This window comes from Thermobifida fusca NBRC 14071 = JCM 3263 (assembly GCF_001592045.1).
GTDB lineage: Bacteria > Actinomycetota > Actinomycetes > Streptosporangiales > Streptosporangiaceae > Thermobifida > Thermobifida fusca.
Genome location: NZ_BCWB01000023.1, coordinates 1 through 13,690, shown reverse-complemented (window position 1 = coordinate 13,690; position 13,690 = coordinate 1). Strand labels below are relative to the sequence as shown.

The window sequence follows — 13,690 nt, the reverse complement described above, 5'->3', positions numbered from 1 at the left end:
GAACTTCCCAGTTCAGGGCATCTTCACCGTGAATGTTTGGCGAGGCCGTCGACGCAGACCGCTCACGCGGCCCAGCGGGACACGACGGCGCGGACCGCACCCCACTCTTCCTGCGGCGTGATGACCACGGGTGCGGGGATGCGCGTCTTGGCGGCGGCGTCCACAAACACCCCGCGCGCCCCCACATCCACCAGATGCCCGGGCGGGGCGATTCGCCTAGCCAATGCCGCCACGGCGGCCAACACCTCGTCTGCGGAGGCATCACGCCCCGGAAGTGCAGCCAGCGCCGCGTCCCGGCTGATCAGCGGCGTCCACAAGGGCGCGTCCACAGGCTGCACGGACACGATGTGGTGATCGTGCCCGGCCACAGACAGAGCCATAGGGCGACCGCACCGGGCAAGGGCGTGGGAGTCGCTGACGAGCGCGATGATGCCGATTTCCAGGGCGTTGAGCCGAACGGGCTGCGAAGCGGTCGTGGACATCATTGTCCTTCCTGCTGGGTGTGACGCCCCGTTGGCGCCTCTCTAGGTGTGATGCACCAGAAGCGCCGCAAAGACGCATCGTGGCCGGGACCGGCCAACCGTGGCGTTGTCCGGCGTCTGCTTTCGCGGTTACCCAGGGACCGCTTTCCCAACCGGAGAGCAGGGAGAAAACCTGGACGCGGAAGCGCTCAACCAGTCTCCACCGGACCGCTGTCCGGTTCGAACCGCACCACGATCGACTTCGACGTGGGCGTGTTCGACCCTTCCGCGGTCGAGTCCAACGGCACAAGCACGTTGGTCTCCGGATAGTAGGCGGCGGCACAGCCCGGAGCCGTCGGATAGTACACGACCAGGTAGTGGGCGGCCCGCCGCTCCACACCGTCCGGCCATTCGCTGACAATGTCGGTGTACGAGCCGTCAGCCAGGCCGAGCCGCTGCGCATCCTCCGGGTTGACGAGGACCACCCGTCGGCCGCCGCGTACCCCCCGGTATCGGTCGTCGAGCCCGTAGACCGTCGTGTTGTACTGGTCGTGCGAGCGCAGGGTCTGCAGCAGCAGACGTCCTTCCGGCACAGTCAGCGGAGTCATCCGGTTGACCGTGAAGTTGGCTTTCCCCGTGGCGGTGGGGAAGCGGCGGCTGTCGCGCGGCGCATGCGGCAGCAGGAACCCGCCGGGGCGGCGCGCCCGCTCGTTGTAGTTCGCAAAACCGGGGATGACCCGCTCGATCCGGTCGCGGATCAGGTCGTAGTCGCGGGCGAAGTCCTCCCACGGCACCGGGTCGTCCGGGCCGAACACCCGCCGGGCCAGGCCCGCCACGATCGACACTTCCGACCGCATCTGGTCAGAGAGCGGCCGCACCGACCCGCGGGACGAGTGCACCATCCCCATCGAGTTTTCCACCGTGACAAACTGCTCCTTGCCGCCCGACAGGTCGCGGTCGGTGCGGGCTAGGGCGGGGAGGATGAGCGCCCGAGCCCCGGTGACCACGTGGGAACGGTTAAGCTTGGTGGACACGTGCACGGTCAGCCGGCACCGCCGCATCGCGTCCTCGGTGACAAGCGTGTCGGGGGAGGCGGACACGAAGTTGCCGCCCATCGCGAAGAACACCCCCACCTTGCCGTCCCGCATGGCACGAATTGCTCGCACCGTGTCATAGCCGTGGTGGCGCGGCGGCTCGAACCCGAATTCTGCGCCGAGCGCGTCGAGAAACTCCTCTTTCGGCTTCTCCACGATGCCGACAGTGCGGTCGCCTTGCACGTTGCTGTGCCCGCGGACCGGGCACACGCCTGCTCCGGGGCGGCCCACGTTGCCGCGCAGCAGCAGGAAGTTGACGACCTCGCGGATCGTGGGCACCGAATGCTTGTGCTGGGTCAGCCCCATCGCCCAGCACACGACGATCCGCTTGCTGGCCTGGATCATCTCCAGTGCTTCGGTGATCTGCTCCCGCGGCAGGCCCGTGGCGGTGTCGACGTCGGCCCAGAACTTCTCGTCGCTGTCGGCGCACAGTTCGTCGACAAAAGCGTCGAAGCCGTGGGTGTGCTCGGCAATGAACTCCCGATCCAGCACTGAGCCGGAGTTGTCCCGGTCCGCTTCGACAAGCATCCGGTTCCAGGCGCGGAAGAGCGCCAAGTCCCCGCCCAGGCGGATCTGCAGGAACAGGTCGGTGAGCCGGGTGCCGCCCCCGACAATGCCGCGCGCCTTCTGCGGGTTCTTGAACCGCATCAGCCCCACTTCGGGCAGGGGGTTGACCGTGATGATGCGGGTGCCGCCGCGTTTGGCCTTCTCCAAGGCGCTGAGCATCCGCGGGTGGTTGGTGCCCGGGTTCTGCCCGGCCACAATGATCAGATCCGCCTGGTAGAGGTCCTCCAGCAGCACGCTGCCTTTGCCGACGCCGAGCGTCTCGGTGAGCGCCACCCCGGAGGACTCGTGGCACATGTTGGAACAGTCCGGCAGGTTGTTGGTGCCGAACTTGCGGGCGAAAAGCTGGTAGAGGAACGCTGCTTCGTTACTGGTCCGGCCCGAGGTGTAGAACACGGCCTCGTCCGGGGAGTCCAGTGCGGCTAGCTCCTCAGCGATCAGGGAGAAAGCGCGCTCCCAGGACACCGGCACGTAGTGGGTGGCGCCCTTGTCCAGGAAGACCGGGTGGGTGAGCCGTCCCTGCTGGCCCAGCCAGTAGCCGGAGCGGGTGGCCAGTTCCGCCACCGAGTAGCGGGCGAAGAACTCGGGGGTCACTGCGCGGCGTGTCGCTTCTTCCGCCACCGCTTTGGCGCCGTTTTCGCAGAACTCCGCGAGGTGGCGGCGCTCCCCCTCCGGCCAGGCGCATCCCGGGCAGTCGAAGCCTGTCTTCTGGTTGACGTCACGCAAGGTTGCCAGGCCGCGCGCGGCACCGGACTGGCGGCTGACCACCCGCAGGCTGTTGATGACCGCCGGGATACCCGCGGCCGACCGGGTCGGAGCGCTGATCGCGGGCGTGTCCTGACGGGGGTCTTCCTGCGGCGCGCGTGACATGCTCGGGCCCTTCTCCGGCTCAGAATCGTCCACTCCAGGCCCGGACAGGCCGGACCGCCCTCATTCTCTCCCACCTGAGGGCCGCGGAGAAGCACAGAAAGCCCGGGACAAGGAAGCGGACTCGGACCGGGTGCGGACGCGGGCCGAGCCCGCTGCCCTGCCCGGGCGGCGGACCACAGACCCGGGCAGGTGCGGTCCGCCCACCTCGTACCATTCCCGGCCTGCCCCGGCCGGGCGCGCGGCTCTTCCCCTGGCGGTCAGCCCACCGTGGCGAGCGCCCCCGCCAGGCTGGGCGCCAGCGGCAGCAGCGGCAGCCGGGTCGCCTGGTAGGCGTGGTAAACGTCAGGTTTGCCGCTCCACGTGCCGCCGGGCGGGGGAGCGAGCGTCGGGTCGAGCTCGTGGTGCCAACTGCCCTGCACGGTGTCCACGAAATACGTGGCGGCATGGTCCCACCACGTCCGGTACCAGTGCTCGTAGCGCTCGTCGCCAGTACGCTGCCCCAGTACCGCCGCAGCGGAGATCGCCTCGGCCACCACCCAGTGCATCCGGGAGCGCACCACCGGAGTGTCGTCGTAGTCGAGGGTGTAGACGAAGCCTTCCGTTCCGTCCACCGACCAGCCGCGTGCCACGGCGGCGGCGAACATCGCCTCCGCGTCGGCGAGCAGCCACGACGGCGGGTCAGGCAGCGCCGCCTCCACGTGCACCAGGAGCCGGGCCCATTCCAGGACGTGGCCGACGGTGACCCCGTAGGGGCGGAACGGGTGGGCGCGGTCGTCGGTGTTGTAGTCGGCCACGACCTGCCAGTCGGGGGTGAAATGCTCGGGGAGCCGCCAGTCGCGGGGCGCGGCCACCTCGTGGACGAAGAAGTGGGCGATCCGCAGCGCACGCTCCGCCCACACCCGGTCCCCGGTGGCGTCGAACACCGCGAGGAACGCTTCTACCAGGTGCATGTTGCTGTTAGCGCCCCGGTAGGGCTCGTCGGCGTGCCACGCGGCATCCCAGCTCTCCCGGCAGCGGCCTGTCTCTTCCTCCCAGAACCGCTGTTCGATCACTGCCGCGGCGGCGTCGAGGAGTTCCCGCGCGCCGGGCCGTCCGGCCACGGTAGCGCTTGCCGCTGCGAGGAGCACGAACGCGTGCTGGTAGGCCTCTTTGCGCGAGTCGGCGACCGTGCCGCGGGAGTCCAGGGCGGTGAACCAGCCGTCGTGCTCCGGGTCGCGCAGCGGCCCCGCCAGGGCCCGCAGCCCGTGGTCGGCGAGTGCGCTCGCCCCGGGAATCCCTTCCAGGTGGGCGAGTGCGGCCACGTGGGTGACCCGGCAGGTGATCCAGGTGTGCACTCCCTGCTCGGGGAGCGGTGCGCCGCTCCCGTCAAGCCAGGCGAAACCGTGCTCGGGGTGGTCGGCAGCAGCGGCAAAGTCCACCAGGCGGCGCGCCTCGGCGTCCAGCCAGGCCCGGTGTGCAGCTCGCGCGGTCCACAAGGTCATCGGTGGCGTTCCCCTCGGTCAGATGCGGACGTGTGAAACGCCGTCCCTCCCTCCGTGCCGTCGGTGCGGTGCAACGGCATACGCGCACGGCGCCGCGTGGAGGATACCCGCCGGGCTTACCGGGCCTCCACCTGGTTCACCGCGCCGGAGGGGCCGCACCTCGGAACTCCTGCTGATCTACGACATAAAGGTAGCGGGGATTGTTCCTTACCTGCCCGGAACCAGAAACCACCGAACCGAATCAGTAAGGACGAACCACTTTCGACAGGTCGAAAGCGACGGTGCACGTGTTCGGAATCCTGAGACCATGCCGGCATTCCCTGCCGCACGATCTGGCCACCCAGTGGCTGTCCCACCTGTGCGGACTGTGCCTAGCGCTGCGTGACGACTACGGCCAGGCAGCGCGGCTCGCCACCAACTACGACGGACTGGTGGTCTCTGCCCTGGTTGCCGCTCAGACCGACACGGGCCGGCAGACGCGCCTGGCCGGACCGTGCCCGCTGCGGGGCATGCGCCGCGCTCCGGTTGCTGTCGGCGCGGGAGCACGCCTGGCAGCGTCGGTTTCCCTGCTCCTCGCCGCAACCACCGTGGCGGACCACGTCGCTGACAGAGACGGCGTGTACGGGAAAGCGCTGGTGCGCGGCGCAGCCAGCAGGCTGTCCCGGCACTGGGCGGCTGACGCCCACGACACTGGACGGCGGCTGGGATTCGACAGCGGGCTCCTGCTGACCGTGCTGGACCGGCAGCGCGAGGTAGAGGAGCGCGTCGGGCCGGGAAGCGACCTTCTGGAGGTGACCGCACCCACCGAGGAGGCGACCGGGGACGTGTTCGCCTCCACCGCGCACCTGGCCGGGCGGCCCGGCAATGAGGCTCCGCTGCGTGAAGCAGGACGGCTGTTCGGCCGGATCGCCCACCTGTTGGACGCGGTGGAGGACCTGGAAGCCGACCGTGCTTCCGGCACCTGGAATCCGATCGTCGCCACCGAAACGGACCTCGCCCGGGTACGGGAGCTGTGCGACGATGCTGTCCTGGGCGTGCGGCTTGCTCTCGCCGACGCCGAGTTCACCGACGACCGCCTCGTCCACGCTCTGCTCGTGCACGAGCTGGAGCGTGCGGTGCGACGCGTTTTTGCTCAAGCAGGTTACGGCGGGGGACACCACCGGGACCCTGGGGGCCCGCAGCCGGTGGACCATCCGGGCGGTGACCATGCTGACCGTTCGTCCCCGCGGTCCCGCAAGGTTCCTGACCAGGGCTCCTGGTGCTGCACTACGCCCAAGGCCAGTAACCCGCCGCGACGTCGCGGCGGGTTCGAGGGCTGCGCGGTCGCGCTGTTCATGACCTGTACCGGCCAGATATGCTGCCGCGACCCCTACCCGGGGCCGTGGACGGGCGAGCCTCGTGACGCGTGGTGCACGTCGTGTGACTGCGACTGCAACTGCTGTGATTGCGACTGCTGCTGAGCGCACCGTCCGGTCCACCGCGGGGCCGCTTGTCGGGGGAGCGCCCGGGCTGCGGCAAGCCCGGGCAGCCGACGTCCTGGATCGCCAGCAGTGACCGGAAGCCCAGGTCCGCAGGCCGGTCCAGGGCGGGCATGCCACGGGGAGACCACCTCGAGTAATAAAGATCACATCATCGGATGAGATGGTGTGGATTTTTTACTCCCCGTCGAGTGTTGAGAGCGGTTGGTACCCCTCCGTGTCCCTTGCCGTGGGACTGTTGCGCGCTGAAGGAGTGTAGTGACTCGCAGCGAAGCCTGCCCCCCAGTAACCCCATCCCGAAATTCCCAAGAAAACCCTCCGCCCTGCCCGGAGAGTGACTCCGAGCCGAGCGCGCCCGTACCGAGACGGCGGTCCACCGCCTTCCTCGCCGTCGTGCTGGGCGTCCTGGTCTCCGCCGGTCCGCTCGCCACCGACCTGTACCTTCCCGCGTTCCCGGCCATCGCCGAGGACCTGGCCACCACCGAGGCCCGCGTCCAGTTGACCTTGACCTCGTCCATGCTGGGCCTCGCCCTGGGACAGCTCGCCGTGGGACCGATGAGTGACGCGTGGGGACGGCGCACCCCGCTCCTCGTCGGCACCGCGCTGTTCATGGTGACGTCACTGCTGTGCATGTTCGTCACCTCAGTGGAGATGTTCATCGCCATCCGGTTTGTGCAAGGAGTGGCCGGAGCGGCGGGCGCCGTCGTCTCCCACGCGGTCGTGCGCGACTTGTACGAAGGAGACGAAGCAGCCCGGTTCTTCTCCCGGCTGATGCTCGTCTCGGGGATGGCGCCGATCCTGGGCCCCCTGCTGGGCGGACAGCTGCTGCTGGTCGGTCCGTGGCCGTTGAGTTTCGCCCTCCTCGCCCTGATGAACGGGGTGGGGTTCCTCGCCGTGCTGTTCTTCCTCCCCGAAACCCTGCCGCGACACGACCGCCAGCACATGCGGATACGGCCGCTGCTGGCCACCGTGGGGCGCCTACTGCGGGATCCGAGGTTCGTCGGACCCATGCTGGCGCTCGGCCTCAACTTCGGGATGATGTTCACCTACATCTCCTGCTTCTCGTTCGTGGCACAGAACGAGCTGGGCGCGTCACCGCAGATGTTCGGCATGCTGTTCTCGGTCAACGCGGTGGGAATGGTGACAGGAACCCAGGTGAACAGCCTGCTCATCGGCCGGGTGAGTATGGTCCGACGGCTCATGGGCGGACTCGTCCTAGGGCTGGGCGCAGTGGCCGCCATGGTGGTCATGGAGGTGACGGGGACAGCCGGGCTGGTCACGATCTCGGCGGCGCTGGCCGTCATGATGGCCGGTATGGGCCTGGTGTTCCCCAACGCGACCACGCTGGCTCTGTCGTCGCAGCCGCCGTCTGTGGCGGGGACCGCGTCGGCTCTCGCGGGGTCGGCCCGGTTCGTGTTCGGCGGCATCCTGGCCGCGGTGGCGGGAATCGCTGCCGGGGGCGAGGCGTCCCTGGCGAGCATGGTCTGGGTGATGGCTGTGACGGGAGCGCTGGCCCTGGGGATTTTCGCGCTCAGCGCCGCGCTGGAACGGCGCGCCGTAGCCTGAGCGGGCGTTTTCTTCTTCCCCGCATCCTGGAAGCGGTTCTGTGCCGGGCGTTGTGCTGCGAGCGCCCCGCGAGTCTGTGCGGCCGGGTCCAATAGGGGAGGCTGCCCGCGGGCGGCTGCACGCCCGCGGTTAGGGCCCGGCCCTGGCTCCGAGGGGGCGGCATCCCGGCACCACCCCGCAGCTTTCCTGCTGCCCGTTCCCGTGACGGAGGCATTCTGTGGCGGCCGCGAACACCCTTACCGCCGCGCCAATTGTGACCAAAAACACTGAAACTGGGCGGGTAGCGGCCCGGCCCCACCCGTGTTTGCTGTTTGACCAGGAGAATGGCGCGGGCTTTCCACGGTGGTGGCTCAGGGCCGGCACTGTAGTGCAGTGCCGGCCCTTCCGGTGTTTCGGGGGCGGATGCTGCCCGCGCTTCGGCTCCGCGCGAGGCAGGCAGCGGAGTGGTCCGACTTTTACCTTGTGTTTTCTTCTGATTACTCCCCGGTAGTGCGGGGGATGCGGGTCGAATACCGGCGCGCCCCGCTTCGCTGCGGCCGCGGCCCACCCCTGCGAGCTGTTGACAGACCGTGAGCTTGCCGGAAAGTAACGATTCAGTGCACAGTAGGGCACGTTCGGATGACCGGGGACAACGGGGGGAGGTCCTCCGGCCTTGCTGTGAGGGAGTGGGAAGGTCATGCGCCAGTCACGGACCTCAGATTCACCGCTGCCACGCGTGAACGTGCTGGGCGAGTTGGTGTACCTGTGCGCCGAGCGTGACGGCGACAACGCGGTCCTGCAATGTCCTGACGCGGATGGGTGGCGAGACGTGGGCGCCACCGAGTTCCTGACCTCGGTCACCAAACTGGCGAAAGGACTCATCGCCGCGGGCGTCGTACGTGGCGACCGGGTACTTGTTGCGGCCCCCGACGGCTACGAGCGGACACTGCTGACTTTTGCGGTGTGGGCCGCAGGCGGAGTGGTGGCGTGGGTACCGTCCCGGTGCTCGCCAGGGCTGCTGCAGTGGGCGCTGCGGGACAGCCGTCCCGCGGTCGCAGTCCTGCGCAACCAGCGGCAGGCGCGAGTGGCGGCGTCGCTGCAGCACGAGATTGTGGACCTGGGACGGGTGTGGGCGTTGGACGAGGGCGGGCTGGACGCGATCGCCAAGCCTGGCGCCTACATGGACGGCACCGCAGTGCGGTTCCGCGTCGAAGAAGGCAACGCTCAAGACCCGGCACTGATCTACTACACGCCGACCACGCGGCGGCGGGTGCGGGGCGCGGTGCTGTCCCACCGCAACCTGCTGGGCGCGGCCACGGCCCTCATGGAACGGCTCTCCCCGGTGCTGCGGGAGCTGCGGCCCGCCGATGCTGTAGCGCTGCTCGGCCCGCAACTCCAAGGATTCGCCACCTGCCTGGCAGTCGTGGCAGGGACGTTGGCCGGGGTGCGGATCGCTTTCCCCCGACCCGGCGAGGTCTTCGCCCACCAGGTCCGGGCGTTTGCGCCGACCCTGCTCGTGGCAGACGCTGAATTCCTGACCCGCGTCTACGAAGTGGAACGCTCGCGGGCCCAGCAGCAAGGCGGCTGGGACGGCGCCCAAGGGTTCGAAGCCGCTACCCGGTTGGCCGTCGACCTGGGCCGGAAGAAACGGCGCCCCTGGCAGCGGGTGTCGCGGGCCCTATACGACTGGGCGTTCGCCCGAGTCCGGGACGCTTTCGGCGGCCGACTGCGCGCCGTGGTCTGCCCGCAGGGCGGGATGGAAGAACAGGTGGCCTACTACTACTCGGGCCTGGGGATCTCTGTGCTGGAAGGCTTCGGCCTGGTGGAGGCCGGAGGGCTCGCCACCCTGACCGTCCCGGGAGAATGCCGTCCCGGCACCGTGGGCCCCCCGCTGGAGGGCACGGAACTGAAGATCGCTGAGGACAACGAGATCCTGGTCCGCGGCCCAGGAGTGTTCACCGGATACCACAACGCGATCTACGACGGCGGCCAGGCAGCGCAAGACGGCTGGCTGGCCACGGGCTGGCGCGGGGAGTTGGACGACCGGGGATGGCTGACCCTGTGGGGCCGGAAGGGAGACACTCCCTCCCGCAGCGTGGTGGAGGAGCCGCCCGCGGTCGGCAAGGTCGTGGCCGCCGATTACGCGGTCCTGGAGGCGCGCCTGTTGGAGCATCCGCTGATCAGCCAGGCGATCGTGCTAGGCGAAGGCCGCCCTTATGCGACCGCGCTGATCACGTTGAAACGGGACCAGCTGGAGTACTGGCGGCTGGTGAACAACATGCCGTTGACCACCCCGTTGGAGCAGGTCGCCTTGACCCCGGAGGTGGGAGAGGAGATCCGCCGGGTGGTGGAGGAGATCAACCAGGGCATGCCGCCGGAGTTGACGATCCGCGCCTTCCATGTGCTTCCGGAAGAGTTCACCCCGGCGAGCGGGCTGCTGCTGCCTTCCGGGCGGCTGCGCCGGGACGCGGTGCTGCGAGCGTTCGCTGAGGAGATCGAAGCGTTGTATGCGCCGTCGTCCCAGGAGGAAGGACACCAGTAACCCGCTGTGGCAGGTCGTGCGGGCGGGCCCGGCGGGTGGACCCCGCAGCCCGGTGCAGTGGGCAGAGCACTGGTGAGCACCAGAGCCGGGAGACGTTGGCGGTGTGGGCCGTGTCCCAGCCGGTGCCTGCGGCAGGCTGACGCACGGCCCGCACCGCGCGCATCACGGTATCCAGCGTCTCCGGCGTCCTGCTGTCTTCGGCCCCGCCTGTACCGAGGTATCCCGGAGCGCTCCTTGGACCACCCGGCGTCCGGCCTGCCCCGGACATCCGGACGGCAGACCCGCGGACGGCCGTGCCCGGTCGTGCCGGGACGTGCGCCCAGGACTACCGACCCCACCTGCGTGGGGAACAGCACCGCGTGGCACGGTGACTCGTAGAGCACCAGCGCGTCGTCCCGCCCTGGGCGGCGGCCGTACCGCCGCAGGCTCCGAACCATCAGGCGCGAGGAAGCCGCCGGGATTCTGGGGACGTCGCATCAACCGAGTGGACTCAGGGGAGGCACCGTGCTGCCAGAGGTAGAGGCATGGTTCGAGCGGCGTACCAGCCATATGCGGGATTGGGACGCTGACGTCCTTGCCGGCAACAAGCAAGGCCAGCGGATCAGTGTGGTCCTCCCGGCACGCAACGAGAGCGCAACGGTCGGCACGATCGTGTCCAGCATCCGCACCGCCCTGTGCGAGCAGACCCCCCTCGTGGACGAGATCGTGGTGATCGACTCGCGGAGCACCGACAACACCGCTGAGGTCGCAGCCCAGGCAGGGGCTACCGTCTACCACCAAGACGAGATCCGCCCCGACCTGGCCCCCGGGGAAGGGAAAGGGGAGGCGCTGTGGAAGTCGCTGTTCGTGGTGAACGGGGACCTTCTCGTCTTTATCGACGCTGACCTGGTGAGCTTCACCCCCGACTACGTGACTGGGCTGCTCGGCCCGCTCCTCACCGACCCGGACGTGGTCTACGTCAAAGCCTGCTATGACCGGCCGCTCACCGGCGCGCCAGGCAGCGCCTACGACGGGGGACGGGTCACGGAGCTCGTGGCCCGCCCGCTGCTCAACCAGTACTGGCCGCAGCTCGCCGGGTTCGTCCAACCGCTGGCGGGAGAGTATGCCGGGCGGGCTGACGTGCTGCGCCGCCTCCCGTTCGTCTCCCACTACGGGGTGGAGCTAGGGCTGCTCATCGACCTGCTGGAAACCGCAGGGCTGGACGCGCTCGCCCAAGTGGACCTGGGGGTGCGGGAGCACACCCACCAGAGCACCCCGGACCTGGGGGTGATGGCCGCGCAGATCCACCACACCGCGCGCAGCCGCTTGCTGCGTTCGGGGCGGGTGGTGGAGACCGGCGAGGTTGCCACCACGCTCGTGCAGTATGTGCGCGACGAAGCAGCGGACGGCTCCTATGTGCCGTATCCGCGCGAGACCGCTATCACGGAGCGGCCGCCGGTGGACAGCGTGGCCGAACCCGTGCTGACATGACCTCCTTCCCCGCTCCGGGCACCACGGATAGCAGCCCTGCCTGCTACGCCCGGGGTGAACTGGCGTGTTTCCGGGGATCTCCCCGGGAATCCGCCCGCCGATTTCCGCTGACCGGGGCACAACTGTGATGATGCACTCGTGTGGCGTTTACTGATCGGTGAGCTGTACCCCGAGGTGGAGTTCCTCGAACCGGCCAAGGAAGCGCTGTTCTGGCGGATCGAGGAGGCACTCGGCATGCCTGTTCCTTGGGAACTGGTGGAGCTGCTGAGGGAGACCAACGGGGTGTGGAACGAGTACGGCGACGCCGTGGTGTGGTCAGCCGAACGCATCATCGAAGACAACCTCGCCATGCGTTCCGAACCGGACTACCGGGAGCTGTATGCGCCGTTCGACAACCTGATGTTCTTCGGGGACAGCGACATGGGGCCCCAGTTCGCCTATGTCCATACGGGCTATGGGCCGGGCATCATCTCCTGGGACCACGAAACCGACGAGCGCAGGCTCGTGGTGGTGTCCCTGCGGGACTACCTGGTGCGCCGTTTCACCCAGGGCAGCGACTGGTTCCGGTGAGCGGAACTGCTCACGGCTGCCGCGGGCGGGGCACCCCGCGTTCCTCCAGCACGTGGCGCATCGGCGGGCGCTCACTGACTTGGACGTCCCAGTCCAGTGACTCGTAGCCGGAATCGGTCTGCACGAACTGGGTGATTCCCCGCGAAAACGGATGCTTGGGCACGACGATGCCCTGCCGGTGCATTCGCGACCACGCGGTGTCGAGGATCTGCCCCGCCATACGGCCCAGGGCTGCGGTGGACTGGTGGGAGTGCTCCCGGCTGCCCAGGTCGGTTTGGGCCATCCGGTCGACCCCCACCAGCTCAGCCAAGTCCACAAGCAGCGCGAACTCGACGCCGTAGCCGCAGACGAACGGGACTGACTCGAGGACGTCGCGCCGCCCGGCGTACTCTCCGGCCAAAGGCTGGATGAATCCGGACAGTTCCGGCCAGCACATGTTGAGCAGTGGACGGGCCAGCAGTTCCGTGACCCGTCCCCCGTCGAAGGGACTGTACGAGTTGGCTTGGCGGAGCGGGCGACTGTAGCAGCCTTTGACGTAGGCCAGGGACGGGTCGGCGAGCAGCGGGCCAACCAGGCCGGTGACGAAATGCGTCCCGAAGTTGCGGATGTCAGAGTCGACGAAGACCACAATGTCCCCGTTGGTGACAGCCAGCGACTTCCATAGTGCTTCGCCTTTGCCCCACAGTCCGGGCAGGTCGGACAGGATGTCGTCCTGGGCGTAGACCGTGGCCCCTGCGCGCGCCGCCACCTTCGCGGTCTCGTCGGTTGACCGCGAGTCGATCACGACGATCTCGTCGACGACCGGAATCTGTTCCACGAGGGATTCCCGGATGGTGGTGACGATCGTTCCCACCGTCTCCTGTTCGTCTTTAGCGGGCAAGACGACGCTGACCGTGGTGTCTCCTTTAAGGTCGGCAACGCGGGAGGCAGGCCACTCGAGGTGGGAACTCATCCGGTTGGACAGCCACTGGCGGGTGCGCGTTGGCATCATGGGCAACTCCTCACGGTTGCGGCAGGAGTCGACCGCCCGGTACCCCGGACGGGGGCGTCAAGCCCAGCGGATATGCGCACTATCCCTAACCAAGATTGCCCGATATGAACATCCAGGTACTGGTTTGGTGGGAGGATCCCCATATTTCGGCATGACGGCGCCCGCCCCACACCCCCGGGTGTGAGGCGGGCGGACCCGTACTGAGGCGGAGTCGTGGCAAAGCAGCCGAGGACCCCGGACTGCGGGTTGAACCGGGGTGACGATGGCTTTCCTGAGGGACGGGGCACCAGAATCGTCCATCCTGGTTCAAGCCGGTTGTGAGCACTCGTGTCAGCGCACGCTCAGCCCGAACGTGGACCCACATTCCAGACAGAGATTCTGAGATACCTCACCGTCGGGGATGCCTCTCCGCGGAGGATGGTGCTCAACCGCGGCACTCTGGAGCGTTGCGGTCACTGTCGTCGCCGCGGAGTTCTTCGACTGAGAGCCTCAGGGCCTGCAGGACTGAAGCGACATTTTCCAAGCTGATCAGGGTGTGGGGGTGGTTGTCGCCGAGGACGCGGCGGCGGATGGCGAGAACGTCGCAGTGTTCGGCCGCGGCCTCTACCAAGCGTCCTTGATCCT

General features: G+C 68.5%; 10 protein-coding genes. 5 read left to right on the top strand and 5 right to left on the bottom strand.

Translation table 11 applies throughout. The features are described 5' to 3' along the window. Window positions 1-62 precede the first annotated feature (62 nt). The 3 genes from TF1_RS05000 to TF1_RS04990 form a co-directional block, all read right to left on the bottom strand. Entirely contained in the window at window positions 63-485 is a 423-nt protein-coding gene (locus TF1_RS05000; RefSeq protein ID WP_011292164.1) for a hypothetical protein, read from the bottom strand. Window positions 486-670: 185 nt separating this feature from the next. Then, complete coding sequence (locus TF1_RS04995; RefSeq protein WP_061783688.1) at window positions 671-2,989, bottom strand: FdhF/YdeP family oxidoreductase; 2,319 nt, start codon at window positions 2,987-2,989, stop codon at window positions 671-673. Window positions 2,990-3,246: 257 nt separating this feature from the next. Then, on the bottom strand, window positions 3,247-4,470 hold the full coding sequence (locus TF1_RS04990) for an AGE family epimerase/isomerase (protein WP_061783687.1): 1,224 nt from the start codon (window positions 4,468-4,470) through the stop codon (window positions 3,247-3,249). A gap of 287 nt (window positions 4,471-4,757) precedes the next feature. Between TF1_RS04990 and TF1_RS04985 the strand changes: the two genes are divergently transcribed. The 5 genes from TF1_RS04985 to TF1_RS04965 all read left to right on the top strand — a co-directional run bounded on the left by TF1_RS04985 (window position 4,758) and on the right by TF1_RS04965 (window position 12,075). Then, window positions 4,758-5,930 (top strand): DUF5685 family protein, encoded by a 1,173-nt coding sequence (locus tag TF1_RS04985; protein WP_227481040.1) that lies wholly within the window; start codon window positions 4,758-4,760, stop codon window positions 5,928-5,930. Between the two features lie 276 nt (window positions 5,931-6,206). Beyond that, on the top strand, window positions 6,207-7,514 hold the full coding sequence (locus tag TF1_RS04980) for a multidrug effflux MFS transporter (protein ID WP_061783686.1): 1,308 nt from the start codon (window positions 6,207-6,209) through the stop codon (window positions 7,512-7,514). 676 nt (window positions 7,515-8,190) lie between these two features. Then, complete coding sequence (locus tag TF1_RS04975) at window positions 8,191-10,035, top strand: AMP-dependent synthetase/ligase (RefSeq protein ID WP_011292159.1); 1,845 nt, start codon at window positions 8,191-8,193, stop codon at window positions 10,033-10,035. A gap of 504 nt (window positions 10,036-10,539) precedes the next feature. After that, complete coding sequence (locus TF1_RS04970; protein ID WP_011292158.1) at window positions 10,540-11,505, top strand: glucosyl-3-phosphoglycerate synthase; 966 nt, start codon at window positions 10,540-10,542, stop codon at window positions 11,503-11,505. Between the two features lie 138 nt (window positions 11,506-11,643). After that, window positions 11,644-12,075 (top strand): SMI1/KNR4 family protein, encoded by a 432-nt coding sequence (locus TF1_RS04965; protein ID WP_011292157.1) that lies wholly within the window; start codon window positions 11,644-11,646, stop codon window positions 12,073-12,075. Window positions 12,076-12,085: 10 nt separating this feature from the next. Here the strand turns inward: TF1_RS04965 and TF1_RS04960 are convergent, their stop codons facing one another. Next, window positions 12,086-13,066, bottom strand: a complete 981-nt coding sequence (locus TF1_RS04960; RefSeq protein WP_011292156.1) for a glucosyl-3-phosphoglycerate synthase — start codon at window positions 13,064-13,066, stop codon at window positions 12,086-12,088. Between the two features lie 424 nt (window positions 13,067-13,490). Further along, window positions 13,491-13,690: tetratricopeptide repeat protein (locus TF1_RS04955; protein ID WP_169803307.1), on the bottom strand; the 200-nt coding region annotated here is incomplete at its 5' end.

Coding starts and splice junctions, on each gene's coding strand:
- TF1_RS04975 (WP_011292159.1), top strand. CDS start 8,191: ATGCGCCAGTCACGGACCTCAGATTCACCGCTGCCACGCGTGAACGTG.
- TF1_RS04990 (WP_061783687.1), bottom strand. CDS start 4,470: ATGACCTTGTGGACCGCGCGAGCTGCACACCGGGCCTGGCTGGACGCC.
- TF1_RS04960 (WP_011292156.1), bottom strand. CDS start 13,066: ATGATGCCAACGCGCACCCGCCAGTGGCTGTCCAACCGGATGAGTTCC.
- TF1_RS04995 (WP_061783688.1), bottom strand. CDS start 2,989: ATGTCACGCGCGCCGCAGGAAGACCCCCGTCAGGACACGCCCGCGATC.
- TF1_RS05000 (WP_011292164.1), bottom strand. CDS start 485: ATGATGTCCACGACCGCTTCGCAGCCCGTTCGGCTCAACGCCCTGGAA.